Origin of the sequence: Paenibacillus bouchesdurhonensis (genome assembly GCF_900155685.1) — a bacterium.
GTDB classification, from domain to species: domain Bacteria; phylum Bacillota; class Bacilli; order Paenibacillales; family Paenibacillaceae; genus Fontibacillus; species Fontibacillus bouchesdurhonensis.
In genome coordinates this window covers 56,309-79,296 of sequence record NZ_LT732548.1, presented here as the reverse complement: position 1 = coordinate 79,296, position 22,988 = coordinate 56,309, and the positions used below count along the sequence as shown (strand labels likewise).

General features: G+C 46.4%; 18 protein-coding genes, 1 rRNA gene, 1 pseudogene, 1 riboswitch and 2 other annotated features. Of the genes and pseudogenes, 17 read left to right on the top strand and 3 right to left on the bottom strand.

The genetic code is table 11. The features are described from left to right. Positions 1–15: 15 nt before the first annotated feature. Positions 16–1,929, top strand: a complete 1,914-nt coding sequence (gene gyrB, locus CZ379_RS04450; RefSeq protein ID WP_110930551.1) for a DNA topoisomerase (ATP-hydrolyzing) subunit B — start codon at positions 16–18, stop codon at positions 1,927–1,929. A 106-nt stretch (positions 1,930–2,035) separates the two neighbouring features. Here the strand turns inward: gyrB and CZ379_RS04445 are convergent, their stop codons facing one another. Next, positions 2,036–2,815: a YheC/YheD family protein gene (locus CZ379_RS04445; protein WP_110930550.1), complete on the bottom strand. Its 780-nt coding sequence runs from the start codon at positions 2,813–2,815 to the stop codon at positions 2,036–2,038. Positions 2,816–3,160: 345 nt separating this feature from the next. Here CZ379_RS04445 and gyrA point away from each other — a divergent pair, with 345 nt between their 5' ends. From gyrA to CZ379_RS04425, 4 genes and pseudogenes are all read left to right on the top strand, one after another. Continuing rightward, on the top strand, positions 3,161–5,725 hold the full coding sequence (gene gyrA, locus CZ379_RS04440) for a DNA gyrase subunit A (RefSeq protein WP_110930549.1): 2,565 nt from the start codon (positions 3,161–3,163) through the stop codon (positions 5,723–5,725). 383 nt (positions 5,726–6,108) lie between these two features. Further along, positions 6,109–7,029 (top strand): annotated as a pseudogene (locus CZ379_RS27135) (HD-GYP domain-containing protein); the annotation flags it as partial. Positions 7,030–7,098: 69 nt separating this feature from the next. Then, positions 7,099–7,901, top strand: a sequence feature (23S ribosomal RNA rRNA prediction is too short). A gap of 3 nt (positions 7,902–7,904) precedes the next feature. Then, positions 7,905–8,766: a sequence feature (23S ribosomal RNA rRNA prediction is too short), on the top strand. 168 nt (positions 8,767–8,934) lie between these two features. Beyond that, positions 8,935–9,051, top strand: a 5S ribosomal RNA gene (gene rrf, locus CZ379_RS04430). A 1,082-nt stretch (positions 9,052–10,133) separates the two neighbouring features. Beyond that, on the top strand, positions 10,134–10,562 hold the full coding sequence (locus tag CZ379_RS04425) for a hypothetical protein (RefSeq protein WP_110930547.1): 429 nt from the start codon (positions 10,134–10,136) through the stop codon (positions 10,560–10,562). A gap of 158 nt (positions 10,563–10,720) precedes the next feature. Here the strand turns inward: CZ379_RS04425 and CZ379_RS04420 are convergent, their stop codons facing one another. Beyond that, positions 10,721–11,257 carry a hypothetical protein gene (locus CZ379_RS04420; protein WP_407668598.1) on the bottom strand — a complete coding sequence of 179 codons (537 nt, stop codon included), beginning with the start codon at positions 11,255–11,257 and terminating at the stop codon, positions 10,721–10,723. Positions 11,258–11,473: 216 nt separating this feature from the next. On the opposite strand from CZ379_RS04420, the gene CZ379_RS04415 reads away from it, so the two are divergent. From CZ379_RS04415 to rsmI, 10 genes are all read left to right on the top strand, one after another. Further along, positions 11,474–11,659 carry a sigma factor G inhibitor Gin gene (locus CZ379_RS04415; RefSeq protein ID WP_110930545.1) on the top strand — a complete coding sequence of 62 codons (186 nt, stop codon included), beginning with the start codon at positions 11,474–11,476 and terminating at the stop codon, positions 11,657–11,659. 170 nt (positions 11,660–11,829) lie between these two features. Then, positions 11,830–13,536 (top strand): aminotransferase class I/II-fold pyridoxal phosphate-dependent enzyme, encoded by a 1,707-nt coding sequence (locus CZ379_RS04410; RefSeq protein WP_110930544.1) that lies wholly within the window; start codon positions 11,830–11,832, stop codon positions 13,534–13,536. After that, positions 13,526–14,170 carry a dTMP kinase gene (tmk, locus tag CZ379_RS04405; protein ID WP_110930543.1) on the top strand — a complete coding sequence of 215 codons (645 nt, stop codon included), beginning with the start codon at positions 13,526–13,528 and terminating at the stop codon, positions 14,168–14,170. The genes CZ379_RS04410 and tmk overlap by 11 nt, the downstream gene beginning before the upstream one ends. Positions 14,171–14,252: 82 nt before the next feature. Beyond that, complete coding sequence (locus CZ379_RS04400; protein ID WP_019640047.1) at positions 14,253–14,582, top strand: cyclic-di-AMP receptor; 330 nt, start codon at positions 14,253–14,255, stop codon at positions 14,580–14,582. A 298-nt stretch (positions 14,583–14,880) separates the two neighbouring features. Further along, entirely contained in the window at positions 14,881–15,324 is a 444-nt protein-coding gene (locus CZ379_RS04395) for a YaaR family protein (RefSeq protein WP_110930542.1), read from the top strand. Between the two features lie 72 nt (positions 15,325–15,396). Further along, positions 15,397–16,377: a DNA polymerase III subunit delta' gene (gene holB, locus CZ379_RS04390; RefSeq protein ID WP_110930541.1), complete on the top strand. Its 981-nt coding sequence runs from the start codon at positions 15,397–15,399 to the stop codon at positions 16,375–16,377. 125 nt (positions 16,378–16,502) lie between these two features. Beyond that, the gene (locus CZ379_RS04385; protein WP_110930540.1) at positions 16,503–17,303 is read left to right on the top strand and encodes a PSP1 domain-containing protein; all 801 of its coding nucleotides are present in this window, start codon (positions 16,503–16,505) and stop codon (positions 17,301–17,303) included. A 43-nt stretch (positions 17,304–17,346) separates the two neighbouring features. Then, positions 17,347–17,727: an initiation-control protein YabA gene (locus CZ379_RS04380; protein WP_110930539.1), complete on the top strand. Its 381-nt coding sequence runs from the start codon at positions 17,347–17,349 to the stop codon at positions 17,725–17,727. A gap of 90 nt (positions 17,728–17,817) precedes the next feature. Next, positions 17,818–18,585 (top strand): tRNA1(Val) (adenine(37)-N6)-methyltransferase, encoded by a 768-nt coding sequence (locus CZ379_RS04375; protein WP_110930538.1) that lies wholly within the window; start codon positions 17,818–17,820, stop codon positions 18,583–18,585. Beyond that, the gene (gene rsmI, locus CZ379_RS04370) at positions 18,582–19,475 is read left to right on the top strand and encodes a 16S rRNA (cytidine(1402)-2'-O)-methyltransferase (RefSeq protein ID WP_110930537.1); all 894 of its coding nucleotides are present in this window, start codon (positions 18,582–18,584) and stop codon (positions 19,473–19,475) included. Before CZ379_RS04375 ends, rsmI begins: the two co-directional genes overlap by 4 nt. Positions 19,476–19,658: 183 nt before the next feature. Here rsmI and CZ379_RS04365 read toward each other — a convergent pair whose 3' ends face one another. After that, the gene (locus tag CZ379_RS04365) at positions 19,659–19,913 is read right to left on the bottom strand and encodes an AbrB/MazE/SpoVT family DNA-binding domain-containing protein (RefSeq protein ID WP_019640040.1); all 255 of its coding nucleotides are present in this window, start codon (positions 19,911–19,913) and stop codon (positions 19,659–19,661) included. A 337-nt stretch (positions 19,914–20,250) separates the two neighbouring features. Between CZ379_RS04365 and CZ379_RS04360 the strand changes: the two genes are divergently transcribed. Together CZ379_RS04360 and CZ379_RS04355 are read left to right on the top strand one after the other, a co-directional pair. Then, on the top strand, positions 20,251–21,537 hold the full coding sequence (locus CZ379_RS04360) for an HD domain-containing protein (protein ID WP_110930536.1): 1,287 nt from the start codon (positions 20,251–20,253) through the stop codon (positions 21,535–21,537). 17 nt (positions 21,538–21,554) lie between these two features. Then, positions 21,555–22,322, top strand: a complete 768-nt coding sequence (locus tag CZ379_RS04355) for a TatD family hydrolase (protein ID WP_110930535.1) — start codon at positions 21,555–21,557, stop codon at positions 22,320–22,322. 215 nt (positions 22,323–22,537) lie between these two features. After that, positions 22,538–22,768, top strand: a riboswitch (cyclic di-AMP (ydaO/yuaA leader). The last annotated feature ends 220 nt before the right edge of the window (positions 22,769–22,988 follow it).

Below are 22,988 nucleotides of genomic sequence, written 5' to 3'. Positions count from 1 at the left end.
TAGGTGAATGAAGGCATGTCGATGAACGAACAATCGTATGACGAGAGTCAGATACAGGTGCTCGAAGGCCTGGAGGCCGTTCGTAAGCGGCCCGGTATGTATATTGGTTCAACCAGTTCCCGGGGACTGCATCATTTGGTGTGGGAAGTCGTGGACAATAGTATTGACGAAGCACTTGCCGGTTATGCGGATACAATCGACGTAACGATCCACCAGGATAACAGCATTACTGTTACGGACAATGGGCGCGGTATCCCTGTTGGCGAGCATCCCAAAATGAAGCGCTCCTCACTCGAAGTCGTTATGACCGTCCTCCATGCCGGTGGTAAATTCGGCGGCGGCGGCTATAAGGTGTCCGGTGGTCTGCACGGCGTTGGGGTATCTGTCGTTAATGCTCTTTCGTCGAAGCTCGTCGTACAAGTAAGGCGGGATGGGCATGTATACATGCAGGAATATCAGCGCGGGATACCTCAGTATGATCTTCGCATCATCGGTGAAGCAGGGGAGCTTACGGGCACGAAGACAACGTTCTATCCGGATGAGGAAGTGTTCACGGAAACTACGGAATACGATTACAACATTTTATTAACTCGTATTCGTGAATTGGCCTTCTTGAACAAAGGCATTAATTTGTCTTTGACGGATGAACGGACAGGGCAGTCCGAGAAATTCCATTATGAAGGCGGTATTATCGAATATGTAAAATATTTGAACCAGAACAGAGAAGTTCTTCATGAGGAGCCGATTTACGTCGAAGGACAGCGGGATATGATCATGGTCGAGGTAGCTTTGCAGTACAACGACAGCTACACAGAGAACATTCATTCCTTTGCGAACAATATCAATACGCACGAAGGCGGGACGCATGAATCCGGATTCAAGAGTGCTCTTACCCGGATTATTAATGATTACGCCCGCAAGAACAATATGATCAGAGATAATGATTCCAATTTGACCGGCGATGACGTGCGCGAAGGTTTAACAGCGATCATTTCTGTCAAAATTCCTGAGCCGCAGTTTGAAGGCCAAACGAAGACGAAGCTGGGGAACAGCGAGGTTCGCGGTATCGTTGAATCCTTGTTTGCCGAGAAACTGCAGGAATTCATGGAGGAGAATCCAGCGGTATCCCGCCGAGTTCTGGAGAAGGCGCTCCAAGCCTCCCGGGCTCGTGAGGCTGCCCGTAAGGCACGTGAGCTGACGCGCCGCAAGAGTGCATTGGAGGTTAGTGCACTGCCAGGGAAACTGGCGGACTGCTCTTCTAAAGATGCTTCGATCAGTGAGTTGTATATTGTCGAAGGGGACTCTGCGGGCGGATCAGCTAAGCAGGGACGGGATCGGCATTTCCAAGCGATTCTTCCGCTGCGCGGTAAGATTCTTAACGTAGAGAAGGCAAGGCTTGACCGCATTCTTGGCAATGCGGAGATTAGGGCGATTATTACGGCGTTGGGGACAGGAATCGGAGAAGAGTTTGATCTTTCCAAGGCCCGCTATCACAAAGTCATCATCATGACGGATGCTGATGTTGACGGTGCGCATATCCGTACTTTGCTTCTGACCTTCTTCTTCCGCTACATGCGGAGGCTGATCGAGGCTGGTTATATTTATATCGCACAGCCGCCGCTCTTCAAAATCGAGCGCAACAAGACGATACGCTATGCCGGATCGGAGCAGGAGCGTGATGAGATCATCGCTGAGTTTGGCGAGAACGTCAAGGTCAACGTACAGCGCTATAAAGGTCTTGGCGAGATGAACGCTGAACAGCTTTGGGAGACAACGATGGATCCCGAGAGCCGTACTATGCAGCAGGTATCTATCTCCGATGCGATTCAAGCGGACGCCATCTTTGATACTCTGATGGGCGATAACGTTGAACCACGTCGTGATTTTATTAATGAGCACGCTAAATACGTGACAAATTTGGATATTTAATTTTGGAAATTGATAATTGGATGATAGAAGGGTGCTGTCTTACGGACAGCACTCTTTTTATTTCTACAAGTATTACAACGGATGAAGCCAGCTTTATTGTCTTATGCTATTTTGCAGATTTCAGCCTTCCGTAAGCAACAGCGTATCGGCGAACCTTTTTATAAATGCTTTTGTCCTGCAGCCATTTGAAAGGGAAGAGAGCAGGCTTGGTATTGACTTCCAGAATCCAGATGCGGTACTGTTCGTCGATTGCCAGGTCGAGGCCGATCTCTTTAAGCCGGGGATATTTTCGTGAAAGCTGGGATGCGACGTGAACACCGAGGTTTTTCATTTCTTTATATAAGCCCGAGAATTGGGAAGGGATTAAATAGGATCCCAGTAAGTCCTCTATAGGCAGTACCGTCCCCCCGCTATGATGATTGGTTACGATTTTTCGTGGTGCGGCAACACGGCCTATGAAGGCTGTAGTTTCCCAGGTATTATGGGGCGTTTTTTGTACAAGGGCTCGGATATCAAATTTGCGGTTCTTATAGGTTAACAGTGAAATTCCCTTTTGGATTAAATACATTTTTGCACCGATCTTTTCTTTTATCGATTTATGAAGACTTTCTACGGTGGGATGAATTTCACTTTGGGTTCCAAATTTCAATATGCACTTAGGATCGGTGTTCTCGTTTGAATCGTCTCTCCATATTTCGGCGCACATGACGCCAATACCGTAAGTTCCGCAGTCGGGCTTAATGTATACCATTTCATATAAGCCCAACATATCTTGCAGCTGGGCAAGAGAATATTTGCGGGTGTCTGGAATATACGGCATAATGTGCTCTCTTTTGTTCAAGGCTATAGTTTTTTCCCATTTGCTTGCAACTCGCTGAATCGCCAAGTAATATTCCTTCCTTTCCTGAGCTGTAGTTGTACATTTTCTTCGCGGAGGAAAACATAGGACAGAAGAGATAAAAAATGATATAATTATGAGATGTGGGAATCATGTTAGTTCATTGGCGTGTAAAGAAAATGCCTATATCCGTAGTATATGAGCGGAAGCAATAATGGGAGTGGACACATCCCCATTTTTTTAAGGTGTCTTATCTGGGAAGATAACCGGGAAATCAAATACGTTTAATTGTGCTTAAATTGTGAAAGTAATATAATAGGTATAGTGACTTACCGGTTTTTTCAAGGTTTTCCCAAACATAGGCATATGGATAGAATTTGAAGGAGGTCCAGCATGGCGGAAGAAAAATTTTCGCAAATCGTAGATCGGGACATTAATGTGGAAATGCGTGAATCCTTTATGGATTATGCGATGAGCATTATTGTCAGCCGTGCTCTGCCAGATGTTAGGGATGGTTTGAAGCCGGTGCATCGTCGTATTCTGTATGCGATGTCCGAGCTTGGTATGTATCCCGATAAGCCGTATAAGAAATCGGCCAGAATCGTCGGCGAAGTTATTGGTAAATATCACCCGCACGGGGATTCAGCGGTATATGAAACGATGGTCCGGATGGCTCAGGATTTCTCGATGCGTTATATGCTCGTGGAAGGTCACGGCAACTTCGGTTCTATAGATGGTGACTTTGCTGCGGCAATGCGATATACGGAAGCGCGCTTATCCAAAATTGCGATGGAAATGCTGCGCGATATTAATAAAGAAACCATCGATTTCATGCCAAACTATGACGGTGAGGAACATGAACCGGTTGTGCTTCCAGCAAGATATCCAAACTTGCTCGTTAACGGCGTATCCGGCATCGCTGTCGGTATGGCGACCAATATTCCGCCGCATAATTTAGGTGAAGTTATCGATGGGGTTCAAGCGATGATTGTTAATCCAGATATCGATTCACTTGATTTGATGGATTATATTCAAGGCCCGGATTTCCCAACCGCAGGTTATATTGTAGGACGTTCCGGCATTCGTCAGGCATATACCACAGGTCGCGGTTCTGTAACAATGAGAGCTAGAACGACCATTGAAGAGCATAATAACAAAGCGCGAATTATTGTGGACGAGCTTCCGTATCAAGTAAATAAGGCTCGATTGGTTGAGAAAATCGCTGAACTCGTTCGCGAGAAAAGAATTGACGGCATTACCGATTTGCGGGATGAATCTGATCGCAACGGAATGCGCGTAGTGATCGAGCTGCGCCGCGATGTCAATCCGAATGTCGTGCTGAACAATTTATATAAGCATACGTCCATGCAGAGTACTTTTGGAATTAATATGCTGGCGATTGTGAATAATGAGCCGAAGATTCTGACGTTGAAAGAAGTTCTTCATCATTATTTGCAGCACCAGGTAGAAGTTATTCGCCGCCGAACAGAATTTGAGCTGAAGAAGGCAGAAGCACGTGCTCATATTCTCGAGGGATTGCGGATCGCCCTTGATAATCTGGATGAGGTTATTGCCCTTATTCGCGGATCGCGAACGACGGAAATTGCCCGTACGGGTCTAATGGAGCGATTCGGACTAAGTCAGGAGCAATCGCAGGCCATTCTCGATATGCGTCTACAACGCCTGACAGGCCTCGAGCGTGAGAAGATCGAGGAAGAGTACAATGAGCTGCTTATTAAAATAGCGGAATATCGTGAAATTCTGGCTAACGAGGAACTCGTGCTGCAAATTATCAGTGACGAGCTTCAGGAAATTCGTGATCGTTTCGCAGATCCACGCCGTACAGAAATCACGGTCGGTGAAGAGAGTATCCTCGATGAGGACTTGATTCCACAAGAGGAAGTCGTTATCACGATTACGCACACCGGTTATATTAAACGCCTGCCAGTGACCACTTATCGCAGTCAGAAGCGTGGTGGACGGGGTGTCGTAGGGATGGATACGAAGGATAATGACTTTGTGGAGCATCTTTTCGTAACGAATACTCACCATTACTTGATGTTCTTTACGGATCGAGGCAAGGCGTATCGTCTGAAGGCTTACGAAATTCCCGAGCTTGGCCGGACGGCGCGCGGTACACCAATCATTAACCTGATTCAAATCGAACAAGGGGAAACGGTTAACGCGGTTATACCGGTAGAGAAGTTCGATGAGGATAAATATCTGTTCTTTGCGACGCGTCAGGGTATCGTGAAGAAGACGCCGCTGGAGGATTACATCAATATTCGTAGAGGCGGACTTATCGCCGTGAATCTACGGGAAGATGATACGCTGATTGATGTAAGACTTACCGATGGTAAGCAAGAGCTGATCATGGGTACGGCTCAAGGGATGTCCATCCGCTTCCCAGAGGGTGATGTTCGCTCTATGGGTAGAGCCGCCACTGGGGTTAAAGGGATCACGCTGGATGAGCATGATGAATTGATCGGTATGGATGTCATTGTGCCTGAGCAGGATATTCTGATCGTAACGACGAAGGGCTATGGCAAACGCACCCCTGTCTCCGAATACAGGATTCAAAGTCGTGGAGGTAAAGGGATTAAGACGATCAATGTAACAGAGAAGAATGGTTCTGTCGTTGGTCTGAAGGTAGTTAAGGACGAAGAGGATCTCATGATTATTACAAGCAGCGGAACGCTTATCCGTACGAGTATGGAAGGAATATCGACCATGGGGCGTAACACACAGGGCGTGAAGTTGATTAATATCCGTGAAGATGACGCTGTTGCTACGGTTTGCCGCTCAGACAAGAGCGAAGATTCAGAGCACGAGGATGAAGAGGATGGCGAAAATCTGAAAGGGGCGCTTGGCGAAGAAGCGACCGATGCCGATTATCAGGATAAGACTGATGAGGCAAATGCAGATTCAGATGCCGACAACGAAGCCTCCGAAGAGTAGCAGCTTTACGTCATACCAAATGGCAGGGATATGCAAAGCGGCACCCATTTATGGGAGCCGCTTTTTTACGTTTTATTTTAGAGCGTATCTTTAGTTTTGTGTATCCGCACAAATATAGTTCCGATAGACGATCTCCGACATATGCTTCTCCTGGCTTCCCCTTTGGTAATTAGACTCTATTTTGGTAATTAGACTCTGAAGCTTATGTTTTGTTACACATAAAATTAAAGTACTTAACATTTTAAGATATCTTTTATGAAAAGTGGATTGTTGGGTCAATCCAGCCATACTATAATGACATTAGTACTGTTATTGTCGGTAGTTTTTATTAAATACATAGGGAATACATCCTAAATAAAGTAGAGAGTTGAGGAGAGAGTGTAATGAATAAGATCCCTGTGACAGAACTCAAGCCCGGATTAAAAATCATAAGCAACGTATACAGTCCCTTAGGTGGTTTGTTATTGCAAAAAGGGAAGGTGCTGTTGCCGAGGGATTTGGATATATTGCGTGCTTTTATGATATCGGATGTAGAAATTGAAGAACTATCTAAGTCGGCAAAGGAATCTAATGCCACTCCTTCTACGTCAGCAGCGGGTAAACCAGAGAAAGCAGCGGCGACCGTACCGAGCGGAAGTGCAGCCGCCTCCGAATCGGAACATTTGCCGATCAACCCTCTTCACCAGGAGTACGATAGGATGCTTCATTTGACGAAAAGTGCTTTTCAGTCTGTACTAGCTGTGGAGCTTCCCATATATGAGCTGCGTCGCCAACTGGAGGCTTTGATCAAACAGATGAAGCATTACAAAGTATTGACCTTTACGCCGCGAAACATGAATGAATATGATTACCTGTACCACAATGCCATTCTTTCCTCGATGACATCTTATTTGCTTGCTCAGTGGCATGGTCTGCCACAAAAGGATTGGATGCAGGTTGCTTTCGCCGGTCTACTGCATGATATTGGGAATACGAAGATTGATCCGGTGATTCTATATAATCCTAACCCTCTAACGGAGAGCGAAGCTGAAGAAATGCGAATGCATACGACTTATGGATATCAACAACTCCGGAAAACATCTGCAATCAATGAGGGAGTCCGTCTAACAGCACTGCAGCATCATGAGAAAATGGATGGATCAGGGTACCCCTTCCACCTGACAGGTGAGAAAATACATATATACGCTAGAATCGTAGCTATAGCAGATATTTTTCATGCTATGACGCTCAATCGGAGATATCGTAAAGCGCAATCCCCATATTTGGTACTGGAACAGCTAAAGACGGAGGCGTTTGGAAAACTTGATCCTAGTATTGTGCAGACCTTCGTGGAGAAAGTAACCCAGTTCCATAATGGAATGAGAGTACGCCTCAGCAATGACAAGGTGGGTGAGATTATATTCTCGGATCGCAATCATCCTACACGCCCAATGGTATCGGTTAATGGCGAAATTATTAATTTAATGAAAGATACTATGTTGTATATCGAGGAAGTTCTTTCCTAGGCTTGCTTTTTAACTAGGAAATAGGTATAGTATGACTTGCTGCAGCGATAGCTGAGATAGAGTTTATATTCGAAAAAATTAATTTTAGAAAAACTCTTGCAATTGTTAGCAGCAAGTGTTATATTATAAGAGTTGCCGCTGAAACAACGGTAACATACGAGAAACAAAGNCGTTAAGGCTGGGCTGTGATGGGGAGGGAAAATTTACAGTACCGAAGGTCATGATCTCACACTGCCAAGAAAAGCCTCTAGCCAGGAGAAGGTGCCCGTACCGCAAACCGACACAGGTAGGCGAGAAGAGAATTCTAAGGCGCGCGGAAGAACTCTCGTTAAGGAACTCGGCAAAATGACCCCGTAACTTTGGGAGAAGGGGTGCCCCGGTAGTGTGAATAGCACGAGGGGGCCGCAGTGAAAAGGCCCAAGCGACTGTTTAGCAAAAACACAGGTCTGTGCGAAGCCGTAAGGCGAAGTATACGGGCTGACGCCTGCCCGGTGCTGGAAGGTTAAGGGGAGCGGTTAGGGAGTAATCCCGAAGCTGTGAACCGAAGCCCCAGTAAACGGCGGCCGTAACTATAACGGTCCTAAGGTAGCGAAATTCCTTGTCAGGTAAATTCTGACCCGCACGAATGGCGTAACGACTTGGGCGCTGTCTCAACGAGAGATCCGGTGAAATTTTAATACCTGTGAAGATGCAGGTTACCCGCGACAAGACGGAAAGACCCCATGGAGCTTTACTACAGCTTGATATTGAACTTTGATGCGATTTGTACAGGATAGGTGGGAGCCTAGGAATCCGGAGCGCCAGCTTCGGTGGAGGCATCGTTGGGATACCACCCTGATCGTATCGAAGTTCTAACCTAGGACCGTGACCCGGTTCGGGGACAGTGTCAGGCGGGTAGTTTGACTGGGGCGGTCGCCTCCTAAAGAGTAACGGAGGCGCCCCAAGGTTCCCTCAGAATGGTTGGAAATCATTCGTAGAGTGCAAAGGCAAAAGGGAGCTTGACTGCGAGACTGACAAGTCGAGCAGGGACGAAAGTCGGGCTTAGTGATCCGGTGGTACCGCATGGAAGGGCCATCGCTCAACGGATAAAAGCTACCCTGGGGATAACAGGCTTATCTCCCCCAAGAGTCCACATCGACGGGGAGGTTTGGCACCTCGATGTCGGCTCATCGCATCCTGGGGCTGAAGTAGGTCCCAAGGGTTGGGCTGTTCGCCCATTAAAGCGGTACGCGAGCTGGGTTCAGAACGTCGTGAGACAGTTCGGTCCCTATCTGTCGTGGGCGTAGGAAATTTGAGAGGAGCTGTCCTTAGTACGAGAGGACCGGGATGGACGCACCGCTGGTGCACCAGTTGTTCCGCCAGGAGCATAGCTGGGTAGCTACGTGCGGATGGGATAAACGCTGAAAGCATCTAAGCGTGAAGCCCTCCTCAAGATGAGATTTCCCAATTTAGTAAGACCCCTTGAAGACGACGAGGTTGATAGGCCTGAGGTGGAAGTGCAGCAATGTATGGAGCTGACAGGTACTAATCGGTCGAGGGCTTATCCAATTCCCTATATGAAGTAGGGCTAACACGCAAATGGTTGTTTCGTATCCAGTTTTCAGGTGATCAAACATCTGAAATGCAGTTTAAGCTGCATGACTTTTCTAGCGTCGGATCTTTTCCTGAAGGAATTCGGGGAGAGAATCGAGCGGAAAACTCCTGTTTGGTGGCAATGGCGGAGGGGTTCCACACGTACCCATCTCGAACACGACCGTTAAGCCCTCCAGCGCCGATGGTACTTGGACCGCAGGGTCCTGGGAGAGTAGGACGTCGCCAAGCGAAGAACCACTGCTGATATTCAATATCGGTGGTGGTTTTTATTTTATTGAAGTATTAAAGCAGGGATTATGAGGAGAATTCATTCTAATACCGCCGCGCGTGCAAGCAAACTGCCGCAAAAGGGGTTTGTGCTTCTTTAGAAAGTACAGGGTACGTGGATAGACGTCTTCTTACCATTTAGGAAAATTGTATTCTTTTCGGTTTATGTTTGTCTGGATCATAAATGATAAGCTATCTGTCGAGCTCAGCATGAAGCTTTGGCGCAGAACCATGATATTAGTATTGTTGCTCCAGCATATCTGAAATCTGACGGAATATTCCCCCACATGAGGTGAAGTGGTACTATCGCTAAGTATTGAAATGTATTTCATGCAGTTAGTTTACTGGTTATAGACATATTGGAGGCAACTAGCTGCAAACCTACATTTAGATTTGGCTTTTTACGAGGATTTAATCCAATTAAGGCTAACTAACTGTATGATTTACATTTACCACAAGTGTTTTTTAATAAAGAGGCTAACTAATTGTATAGTATGCATTTAGTACTTGAACTTTACATAAGACAGATAGCTGAATGGCTCTATCAAAGATATAGAGTACCCTGCAGTGTCTCAAAAGCAATAATATGCAGTGGTTTTACAGAGCTGGTGAAGGCAAAGCATGCTATTGTTTAGGCTGGAAAGTTGAAAGTCTCCTTCTAATTGTATGAATATACGTCCATGTTCAGGGATAATGGAATTGAATTTCTTAGGTGCCTACAGCAACTTTACAGCAACTTTATTATCTTCAGGTGACAATTTCCTTTAATATAGAATGAGATAAGCAACAAAACAAACGTAGCTAGGATGGAGATTAAATGAAAGCCGATATTTTCTCAGAAACAGGATGAGAAATGCTGCTTTTTCGCACTAAACTGTTCATTTGAATGTAACCTTTTTGTTACCGACATGAGCGAGACTGGCGTTATAATGAGAATGGTAGTTTCTCGCCTAGGAGATTTAGCCTATATTTTCAATAATATTGTGGCATATTTGTCTAAATTATCCATATGGAATAGTAAGTTAGGTCAGGAGGAATTAAACATGCGGCTAAGAGGGAAAGGATATTCCTTATGCTTCATGGGGGTAGTCTGGATGATCCTGCTCGTCATCTCAGGCTGTGCATCTTCCACACCTTCTTGGACGAAATTTGAAGGCTCAGCTGTGGAGAAGAGCTTTCCTGTTCCAAAGGAAGCCAGTATAACGGAAACCGCTCTTAACAACTCTAGAATGGATTATGTCCATTATTCTTTGTCGGGTATTAATGAATCCAGCAGTGTACCTGAGGAATATCAGCAAGCGATTAATGAATGGGGTTGGATGGAGCAAGAAGATCAGAACTCAGGGACAACGCGTGTATATAAGAAAGATAAGGTCATTGTTCAACTAACGATTCATGATAATTCGTTCACCGTGCTGGTGCCAAAGCAAGATAAGAAAACCGTAATACAGGGACTGGAGAGCAGTCCGTAACTCCAATAGAATATGAAGCATACGGATATGCGTTAACAATCGGCCTGTTTCCTGCAGAAATGCAGGAAACAGGTTTTTTAGATACCGGGGTAAAAAAGCGCGAATGTATGGGGGGGGCAGGTCTTTTACTTTATATATGTAATGCTTATAGGGCTGCTTTAAGGCATATAGTACGAGATGTCTTCTTCGTTGAATTTGATCATGCCTTCTTTAGGTTGATTTTTGAAGCCAAATAGGGGGTAAAGCCGTGGAGCCATGCTCCAGATGTGCCAGAAGAATAAGGAAAATACAAAAGACATCGGAGACCAGGGAATCATGATTGCAACAATGATCAATCCGATCCAAGAGGTATGCACTTGCACACGTCGATATACCGAATAGGCAACATACTGATCCGGCATATAACCGATCCAAGGCAAACGTCGGGTAAAACGCCAACGCTTCCGATAAGAGCTGTTAATAATGACCAATACAGATCGGGCTATGACATATTGAACCCAAAGCGCAACTGGAATGGCCAGCAGGAAGAAAAATATGCTCGTCCAAGTGAAAAGGAAAATTTCTGCCGCAAGCCAGATTAATGGCAGCGTCAGCAGACTATGGATCAGTGATTTGGGGATGACCAGTTTTTTAAGTAATCGGTAATGATAAAATGTTGCATTCGTGCCGGATTCAGCGGGCATCGATACACTCAACCCTCCTTGGAAAAATAAAATAGACAAACCTTTCAATTTAGGCATGCTCTTACTAATATATCGGCAGAAAAAAAGAATATTTTACGTTTGTTCCGTACAAACACCATTGCAGCAAGCGCTGCATATACATATATAGTAAGTAATGTACTATGAAAGGGTTTAAAATAATAGAACATGTGTCATACTGATAGTAAAATGAACAAGGTGGGATTGCGGATGGATGAACATGCGCAGAATAAATGCATCATATGCGGTGAGCATAAGTTGGAAGGAATTTATATTGTGTCCGAATTTATATGTGATGCCTGTGAAGCAGAAATGGTTCACACGGACGTGCAGGAAGAGAAGTATCATTTCTTTATTCATCGAATGAAGCAGATATGGGTACAGAAGAATGCGTAATATGTATAATTAGGGATCCACTGGTTGTGTATGGTGGATCCTTTTAATGTTGCTCTAAGCAGGAGAGTAGCGTTAAAATGAAGTGATGGCCTATTTAATTTTTTATATTGTAGGTTTCACTCTCTTTTATAAGAGAGTAAGTAAAGTCAATTCGGAAGGACCAGATAAATATGTCTGACAGTGTGAAGCACGGGGCTCCTTTATACGAGGCCCTGCTTCGGTACAAGAAGGCGAATTATGCTTCTTTTCACGTGCCGGGCCATAAAAATGGCCAAGCTTATAGGAGCGGCAGCCGTGATTCTATGACAGAGCTGGATGAGGTCATGGCGATCGATGTGACGGAGATTACCGGCACGGACGATCTTCATCATCCGGAGGGAGTTATTAAGGAGGCGCAGCAGCAGGCTGCTTCCTTATTCGGAGCGGAGGAGACGTATTTCCTTGTCGGCGGCAGTACAGCCGGCAACCTGGCACTGATCCTGAGCGTGTGCACCGCTCCAGGCGACGTGCTGCTTGTGCAGCGCAATGTGCATAAATCCGTGATTCACGGACTTATGCTCGCGCACGCACAAGCGGTGTTCCTTGCGCCGCAGCTGCACGGCGCAAGCGGGCTCGCCACCATCCCGTCCGTCGAGACGGTGCGTGAGGCCCTGCGCCGGCATCCCGGCGCCAAGGGGCTGCTCGTCACGCACCCGAACTACTACGGGATGGGCGCATCGCTGGCAGAGCTAGCGGAGCTCTGCCACGCTCACGGCGTGCCGCTGCTCGTCGACGAGGCGCATGGCGCCCACTATGGGCTGCACCCGGCTCTGCCGGTGTCTGCGTTGGCCCAAGGCGCCGATGGCGTCGTGCAGTCGACGCATAAGATGCTCGCCGCCCTCACGATGGGCGCGATGCTGCACGTGCAGGGCAGCCTGCTCGACCGCAGTCTGGTGCGTCAGCGGCTCGCGATGGTGCAGAGCTCGAGCCCATCGTATCCGATCATGGCTTCGCTCGATCTAAGCCGTCATCTGCTAGAGCAGCAGGGCAGCGTTGCTTTTAGCGGCGGACTGGCTGCGGCGGACTGGCTTCGCCAGACGATCCAATCGGCATTACCCCGCTTTGGTATCCTTAAGATAGGCGCCAGCGGAGAAGATGCTGCATATACTACACAAGATCCGTTCAAATTGGTTCTTTATGATGCGGCAGGCTGCTGGAGTGGCTATGAGCTGCAGGAGAAGCTGGAGACGGCGGGCTGCATACCGGAGATGAGTGATGAGGGCTATGTAGTCTTGGCGTTGAGCCTGGGAACGACGATGGAAGACGCTGAGCACCTATATGATGCGCTACAGAGGATGGCGGATGGGACATGTAGCAGGATTGCAACCGGGCTCGAGGCCAGAAATGATCGGGGCAGCAAGCTTGCCAGTAAGTTAGATTCAGAGAAGCAGGAGCATGGATTTGGGCAGCAGCAAGAAGAGGGGACACAGAAGCATCAGGCGGGACACACGACAGTGCATAAGCATGTGCGGAAGGAAGAGATATCTTCCACTTCGAGGTTCGTTTCCACGTGGAACATTGAAGCCGATATGGAAGACAAGGTGTCCGATCCGGTGCCCTTCTCTATACAGCCGCGATCTCAGGAAGAAATGGAAGCGGTAAACGTAGAAAATACGATGGGCCGAGTTGCAGCGGAAATGATCATTCCTTACCCGCCAGGTATTCCTCTGCTCTATCCAGGTGAGGCTATCTCAGAAAGAACGATGAAACGTTTATTGGGATTGCGCCAATCTGGAGCGAAATGTCAGGGAGTTGCGAACCCGCAATTAAATACTATTCTAGTCTATAAGCCACATTATAAAGAGCAAACAGAAGGCGGGAATACCGATGAAAAGTAAAGGACTGTTTATTACGCTGGAGGGCGGGGAAGGCTCGGGCAAGACAACGATGCTGCAGCTGCTGAGCTTGATGCTCCAGGAGCAGGGAATACCTAATATAACAACGAGAGAGCCGGGGGGAATCGTTATTGCGGAAAAAATCCGCGAGGTCATCCTGGCACCAGAGCATACGGCGATGGATGCGCGAACCGAAGCTCTGCTCTATGCGGCAGCGAGGCGGCAGCATTTGACGGAGAAGGTAGAGCCTGCGTTGGAAGAAGGAATCCTCGTGCTATGCGATCGTTTCATTGACAGTAGTCTCGCTTATCAAGGCCATGCCAGAGGCCTCGGTGTTGAGGAAGTATTGGCTATTAACAGCTTTGCGACGAACGGCCGCTTTCCTGATTTGACATTCTATATGGATATTCAGCCAGAAGAGGGACTTGCGAGGATCGCCTCAGGAGAAGGGCGTGAGGTGAACAGATTGGATATGGAGAGCCTGGAATTCCATCATAAAGTGAGGGAAGGTTATCAAATCGCTGCACAGATGTACCCGGAGCGAATTATTACGATCGATGCTTCTAGACCGTTGGAAGAGGTCAGCGAAGAAATGAAGCGTTATCTTTTTGCGGCATTAAAGGAATTTGCAGTATGATTGTCAAATATAGTTGTATTCGGCTTCGTAAAGCCGGATGGGAACCAGTCATATGATATTCTAAATACGAGGAGGGGCTGCAATGAAACTGATCATTGCAATTATCCAAGATAAAGACAGCAATCGTCTATCCAGCGCGCTCGTGAAGGAAAACTATCGGGCGACGAAGCTAGCAAGTACCGGCGGTTTTTTGCGGGCAGGGAATACGACGTTTATGATCGGGGTAGATGATAATCAGGTAGAATCCGTATTGAATGTCATCCGCAGCAGTTGCAAAGTCCGTGAACAGCTTGTCACGCCAGTGACGCCGATGAGCGGAACGACCGATTCGTATTTGCCGCTGCCAGTCGAAGTGCAGGTAGGTGGGGCGACTGTCTTCGTTTTGCCGGTAGACCGTTTCGAACATTTTTAGAGGTTGAACTCGGTATATATAAGTTATATAGGATGAACTTAAGAATGAGATGGAAGGCAGGGGGGAAAGTGATTCCGACGAAATGGAGCAGCTTTCTGAAAGAAGGCAGCTTCGAGCGCATAAGCTTGAGGGCGTTTTTGTGACTGGATTTCTAGCTCTTATGAATCCATATCATCTAAGAAATCTAGGAGCAACGGCGATCGTAGGAACATTTTGCGTATCTGCTCCACATTCATTTTAATAGTTCGATTTGTATATTTTTTATTTTGAAATAAATTGAAGATAGGCTGTGAATGTAATGAAGATAGATCCGGGGTTCAGGCCGCTGAACAGTGGGTTAGGGATCAATGATAATACTGCAAAACCAGTACAATCCAAGACATTCTCCGACGTCATGCAGCAGCAGGGGGAGCGTGCTTCCCAGGAGGAACTGAATCGCCGTTTCAAAGAAATTCAGCTTCAAGGTGATCGTCTGGCTCGTTCTATGACGATTCGCGAGTTAAAGGCGTACCGTCTTCTTGTCAAAAGATTTATGGAGGATACGGTGCGGCGCGGCGTAGGTATGAAGGATTCCCGAGGATGGGATCGCCGTGGACGGGGCAAGCGATATAAACTGTTGGATGAGATCGACGCAGCATTGCTGGAAATGGCTGATGAAATGCTGGAGACAGAGCAAGGAAAGATCGAATTGCTTCAGAAGATCGGCGAGATCCGGGGCATGCTCATCAATCTCTGTTTTTAATGTGCTGAAATCCGGTATTTTTAACTTTTACTTTGAACTTGTACTATATTCAATAAGGAATGGGAATTGCAAATGTCATTTGAGCAAATTATGGGGCAGGATGCGGCTAAAGGTCTGCTGCAAAGTGGACTCCGCCGCAATCAAATTTCGCACGCTTATATATTTAGCGGGCCCCCAGGCAGCGGACAGAAGGAGATGGCGATGGCGTTCGTCCAGGCGCTGTTCTGTATGGAGGATGGCGACGATGCTTGCGGGGAATGTCTAGAATGCCGTAAAGTAATGCATGGCAATCACCCCGATCTCCATTATATCGCCCCTGAGGGCTCTACCATTAAGATTGATCAAATCCGCGATTTACAGCGGATTTTCTCATATCGTTCAGAGAGTGGAAATCCGAAGGCTTATATTATTGATGAATCTGAGAAAATGACGGTGCAGGCAGCCAATAGTTTGCTGAAGTTTCTGGAGGAACCGCCATCTCCGGCAGTCGCTATTTTATTGTCGGATAATGGACGAGCCCTGCTCCCGACGATCCAATCAAGGGCACAGTGGGTCCCATTTACCCCACTCGATCCGGAGCGAATGCTCCAAATTTTATCAAACGAAGGATTTCCACCCACCTTATCGCGTTGCGCTGTTCATTTGGCCGCAGGATTAGGCCCGTGCCGCGAGCTTTTGCAGCAGAATTGGTTTGCAGAAATTAGAAACGTAGTGTTACAATTAGGGAAGGAATCCGCAGGGCGTGGCGGGACTCCTTTAATTACAGCGCAGCAGACTATTTTCAAGGCAGGTCTGAGCGATCATTTGGACATGTTGTTTAATCTTTTCCATTTGTGGTTTAAGGACATGCTCCATGCGCTCTATCATAGACATGACCAAATCGTTTTTATAGATGAGCTGGATTTCATCAACAGACATGCTTCAAGCCGCAGCCAGGAACAATGGATTCAGGCGATGGCGCTTGCCGCGGAGAGCCGGAAGAAGCTAAGACAGAATATGAACGGCCAGCTCTGTGTTGAGCAGTTTTTGATCGGTGTCGAGGGATACCATTAGAGATATAAAGACCCTGACATTATGACACCAAGAATTGCAGTAAACTTTCTCCCATGCAGTAACAAGGGATTTTTTTGGAAGGTCACATATTTATTAGTGCCAGTGCTAGACGAGGGGGTAAGTTTTTGTACACTGTAGTAGGTGTCCGTTTCAAGAAAGCGGGCAAAATTTATTATTTCGATCCTCTGGAGCTTCCGGTCGACAAGGAACAGAGCGTTATCGTCGAGACGGCGCGAGGGATTGAATACGGTAAGGTTGTCGTCGGGAAGAAGCAGGTTGGAGAATCGGATGTCGTCCTTCCGCTGAAGAAGGTGATCCGGATCGCCGACGATGCTGATGCCCGTGTTGTGGAAGAGAACAAGCTTGCGGCAAAGAATGCTTTTGCCACTTGTTTAAATAAAATTAAAGATCATGATCTCAAAATGAAGCTGGTCGATGTCGAGTTTACGTTTGACCGCAATAAAATTATTTTTTATTTCACGGCCGAAGGTCGGGTCGATTTTCGCGAACTCGTTAAAGATTTGGCCAGTATCTTTCGTACCCGAATTGAACTCCGTCAAATTGGAGTGCGGGACGAAGCCAAGATGCTCGGTGGGATTGGCCCTTGCGGACGCATCCTTTGCTGCTCATCCTGGCTGGGCGACTTTGAGCCTGTATCGATCAAGATGGCCAAGGATCAGAGTCTATCGCTTAACCCGACGAAGATTTCCGGACTTTGCGGAAGGCTGATGTGCTGCTTAAAATTTGAGCATGATAACTATGAAAGCGTGAAGGAAGAACTGCCATCGGTAGGCAAGATGGTGATTACTTCACTTGGCGAAGGGAAAGTTGTGGGACTGAACGCAGGATCGCGGTCGGTTCATGTGCAGTTGTTTGAAGTAGGTAAGGTTAAGGAGCTTCCTTTAGATGATGTTGTTGTTAAGTAATGGTTTTCAAGATAAACTTTAGAGATGACTCTGGGGTGGGAACTTGGAGAATAAAGATATTTATACGCATATGCAGGCGCTGGATGCACAAATGGGAACCGTTCACGGCGAAATGAGCAAGCTGATGCTTGAGGTGAAAAAGCTGGTAGAAGAGAACCAGCAGCTTCGACTGGAGAACGAGCAATTACGCAAAATATTAAAGCGGGAGACCACCGAAGGTCGCCTTCCGTCGTCATCTTCAGATCAAGCCGATTCATCCTTGCCAGAAGGCAAGGAACCGATCGAAGCGAGCGATATCGTCGGGGAAGGTTATGATAATCTCGCCCGTCTGTATCATGAGGGATTCCACATTTGCAACGTGTATTACGGACATTTACGAACGGAAGGCGATTGCCTGTTCTGTTTGTCTTTTCTGAATAAATGAGTAAAGCCGTAGGAGCTTCCTACGGTTTTTTTCAATTACCTATTGGCAGACATCTTTATAATGACCTTTATATAGAAAGGCGAGTATTCGATGACTCAATTACCGATAGAAGTGCCATTATATGAACAAGAAAGGCTGGATGACCTGCTGACGCATCATTTGCGGATTATTCAAAGCGATGAGGTATTCAGCTTCTCCATGGATGCGGTACTGCTGGCTAGATTTGCGGCTATACCGAAACGGGGCAGAGTTATCGATTTATGTACCGGCAATGGTGTCATTCCGCTGCTGTTGTCCACGCGTACCGAAGCGCAGATCGAAGGCATTGAAATACAACCCAGGCTTGCTGATATGGCGCGCCGCAGCACACAGCTAAATCAATTACAGGATCGAATCACTATTCGGGAAGGAGATTTGCGGGAACTGGTACAAGAGACGGGCCACGGGACATACGATGCTTTGACGGTCAATCCGCCTTATATGCCGCTAACTGGCGGGGATTTGAAGCTGAATCCGCATCAAGCGATTGCCAGGCATGAAATTCACTGCACGCTGGAAGAGGTCATCAGTTCCTCGATGAGGCTGCTGAGAACCGGAGGAAAAATGTCGATGGTGCACAAGCCTCAACGGCTTGGTGAAATCATGACGCTTCTGCGCCAGTACAGGTTAGAACCGAAGGTTATTCGATTTGTTCATCCGCGGGCAGGCATGGAAGCCAACATGGTGCTCATTGAAGCGCTGCGGGACGGCAAGCCCGATGTGAGGGTGCTGCCGCCGCTCATCGTGTACGAGGAGAACGGAGAATACTGTAAGGAGATTTTTGAAATATATTATGGATCAAAAGAGGGAAAAGCATGAGTGTTAAGGTTCAAAAGAGTTTTGTGGAGCAGCCTGGCGATCAAGGGGATTTCGGCACGCTCTATCTCGTCGCTACACCTATTGGTAATTTGGAGGATATGACTTATCGTGCTGTTCGTATTCTGCGGGAGGCGGATATTATCGCTGCAGAGGATACCAGACAGACCAGAAAGCTGCTGTCCCATTTTGAAATTACGCCGGGTAAGCTGGTGAGCTATCATGATCATAATCGACAAGCCAGCGGCCCAGAGCTTATACGCTTTATAATAGAAGGAAAAGATTTGGCGCTCGTCAGCGATGCGGGATTGCCGGCTATTTCTGATCCTGGAAGCGATCTTGTGAAGCTAGCGATCGAGGCGGGAATTTCCGTTGTCCCTGTACCAGGAGCAAATGCCGCCCTTTCGGCTTTAATCGTCTCCGGTTTGTCTACGGAGAAATTTAAATTTATCGGGTTCCTTCCCCGGGAGCAACGGGAGCGTGATGATCTTCTTCATTTACAGAGCGAGGAGGAGAGTACCTTATTGTTGTATGAATCTCCGCATCGTTTGATCAGAACCCTGGAATCGATGCTCAGCGTATGGGGAGATCGGAGGGTTGTCCTAGCCCGAGAGCTCACTAAACGATTTGAAGAAATGGCTCGGGGAAGGATTCAAGATTGTCTGGATTGGCTGGAAGAACATCCACCCATGGGGGAATATTGTGTTGTGGTGGAGGGAGCCGATCCAGAGCAGCTTAAAGAGAAGCGGAATGCTTGGTGGCAGTCCATGTCCATCCTTGAGCATGTGACGCATTATGAAGAGGAGGAGGGGATATCACGAAAGGAGGCTATGAAGAAGGCAGCTAATGATCGGGGAGTATCCAAGAGGGACATTTATCAATCTTTGATATAGCTAAGCTTAACCGCATATCAACGTGTCTGCAGATGTTATAAACATGCAATTATCGCATAAAATAGGGCAGCACAAAAAAAAGGGAGCCTTCATTCGGCCGGGTTCAAGCCGAAGAAGGCACCAAGGAGATATGAAAAAGGTTAGAATTAACAGATTCAGTAAGTCTATTATATACTATAATTCTTAATTTGTCACAGGTGTTGGAATTTCTGTGAGACATTCATGACAAACAATTTTGCCTTTGAAGTAAGTTACGTTTTCAGCATTGCCACAGAAGATGCATGCAGGCTCGTATTTTTTAAGCATAATACGCTCACCGTCTACATAAATTTCAAGCGCATCTTTCTCTCCGATTCCGAGTGTACGGCGCAATTCGATAGGAATAACTACACGACCTAGCTCATCTACTTTTCTAACAATACCTGTTGATTTCATCATGACTGATGATACCCCTCTCGCAAAAATTTTGAAATTAATTTAAAGCGTCATTATTCGACAAACTTCTATCTTTTATGATATTTATAATACCAACGTTTCCCAAAACAGTCAACCTATTTATGGTAGAGTTCAGTTAAATTACTAAATTAAAGACACAAATGCATGAATTACATCAAAAAATTGCTTTTATACCGGGCTTTTTAAGCATTCGACATATTTACAAGACTTAATACGACACTATTAGACATAATTCGACAAACTATGTCGACATCTCGACAAAACCTAAGGCGTTAAATTCTTTTAGTTTCAAAAAAATTGAAAACAAGGAGAATTAACCATGCATAACCTTCGCGAAGAAAAGGTATTCAAAGATCCTGTTCATAATTATATTCATGTTCAGGACGAATTGATCTGGTTACTTATTAATACGAAGGAATTTCAGCGGCTTCGCCGGATCCGTCAGCTTGGCACCTCATATTTAACCTTTCATGGGGCAGAGCATAGCCGATTCTCTCATTCTTTAGGAGTATATGAGATCACGCGGCGAATCATTTCCCAATTTGAAAGAAATAATTATCCAGATTGGCCTAAGGAGGAACGTCTTGTTGCTCTTTGCGCAGCATTGCTGCATGATTTGGGACATGGCCCCTTCTCTCACTCTATTGAACAAGCCTTTGAGATGAATCATGAGGATTGGACTTGCCGAATTTTGCTTGGAGAAACGGAAGTGGGGCACGTATTAAAGAGAATGGGCGATGAATTTCCGGCTAAGGTCGCCTCGGTTATCCGTAAAGATTATCCGAATGAGATTGTCGTTAATCTGGTGACCAGCCCGCTTGATGCAGATCGAATGGATTATCTGCTGAGAGACGCTTACTTTACGGGTGTTAATTACGGTACGATCGATATGGATCGAATATTGCGAATGCTCCGCCCCTACCAGGGACGGATTGTCGTCAAGGAGACGGGCATGCATGCGGTTGAAGATTACTTGATGTCCCGCTATCAAATGTATTGGCAAATTTATTTTCATCCGGTTACGCGGAGCTCGGAAATTATTTTGCGGCAAATTCTTCGCCGGGCGAAGGAATTATTTGCTGAAGGTTATAGTTTTTCGTTTCTGCCGCATCCTTTACCTGGCTTGTTCAATTCAGATTTGACGGTTCAGCAATATTTGTTATTAGATGAAGCTTTAGTCCAAACGGCTTTTATGCAGTGGAAGAATGAAGAGGATGAACTCCTTTCTGATCTTTGTACCCGATTCATGGATCGTAAATTGTACAAATATGTTGAACTTGAATCGTTGAATTTGGACAAAATAGAGGAAATCCGCGAAATATTCCGGAATTTAGGCTTAAATCCGAAATATGATTTGGAAATTGATTTTCCAACGGACTTGCCTTATGATGTGTCTCGTCCTGACGAAGAGCTTCAGGGAAAGCAAATATTACTGCTGGACAAGCAGGAGCGATTGGTGGAAATATCCGAGGTCTCTGATATTGTTCGTTCGATCAGCGGCATGCAGCGGGGAAAATTTTATTTGTACTTTCCGGACAATAAATTACGGGCCGTATGGCATCGATTGCCTGCGGAATTAGTCGAGCTCTTTGGCTCGGAGTGTTAACTAGGAGGAATATTACCATGTTGGTAGATACACACACGCATTTGGATGCGCAGCAGTTTGATGAGGATCGGGAGGAAACGATTGCTCGCGCGGTAGAGCAAGGGGTTACGCGCCTTATTAATATCGGCTTTAATCGGGAGACGATCCCTACGACGATGAAGCTGGCCGAGACTTATGATTTCATTTATGCTGCCATCGGCTGGCATCCTCAGGATGCCATTACGATGAAGGACGAGGATTTGGACTGGATTGCGGAATTGTGCCGCCACGAGAAAGTCGTCGCTATTGGGGAAATCGGCCTTGATTATTATTGGGACACGTCGCCAAAGGACGTGCAGCATGCCGTATTCCGCAAGCAGATCGGGTTGGCGCGGGAGCTAGGTATGCCGGTTGTTATTCATAATCGAGATGCCCATGAGGACACGATCCGTATTTTACGGGAAGAAAAGGCGCATGAAGTCGGCGGAGTAATGCATTCGTTCTCAGGAAGCTGGGAAACCGCCAAATTATGTCTAAATATGGGGTTTCATTTGTCCTTTGGAGGCCCCATTACGTTCAAAAATGCGAAGCAGCCTAAAGAGGTGCTGAAGCAAACGCCAATCGATCGATTATTACTTGAAACAGATGCTCCATATTTGACGCCTCATCCTTATCGCGGGAAAAGAAATGAATCCGCTTATGTCAATTTGGTAGCAGAAGCAGCAGCTGAATTAAAAGGGGTCTCTTTCCAGGAAATAGCAGAAAAAACTACCCGGAACGCGCTGGAACGATTTGGCATTCAATGAAAACGGGAGTAAAAGCGGTGAAAAGAAGAGCTTTTGAGAAAGATTAATACATTTTAATTTAAAACAGCGAGTCTATTACATTTTTTTAACCTTTTTCTTAAGAAAACGTTCTTGATTCGTCCTTTACAACATGCATCGAAACAGGATAGAATCTTTTCAGTGATCGATTTGGCCGAATTTGGAGCAATGCAACATGGCCACGATCCAGGTTCCATGAACCAGTCTCGCTGAGTCTCCATTTTGGAGAACGGGGGAACCGGATACGGTATTAATGCAATATCCTTGATCTACAGTCAACTGAAGGTGATCAGGCCGTATTTGATTTCTTTGCAGGATCTTTGGGGTGAATTCGAGGTCATTGCGCCATGAGCGAATGAACTAAGAAAGGGCGGCTCTCTTCGTCCGAACCCGACAGCTAACCTCGTAAGCGTGTCAAGAGAGGCAACTTCGTGCATCCTATTACACCAAGACCTTCAGGGAGCCACGAAAGAGTTGCTCTAACTCTTTCTTCGGGCTTCTTTTGTTTTGAATAATTGTAATAGGGTCATCATACTGTTCTATAACAGGAGGTGACAAATGCCGACCAGACTGGGGCAGGATGCGAGATGCTGAACCTCTAGCATTTCGTAAAAAACGGATATAGTCACGTCAACATTTAATCATGCA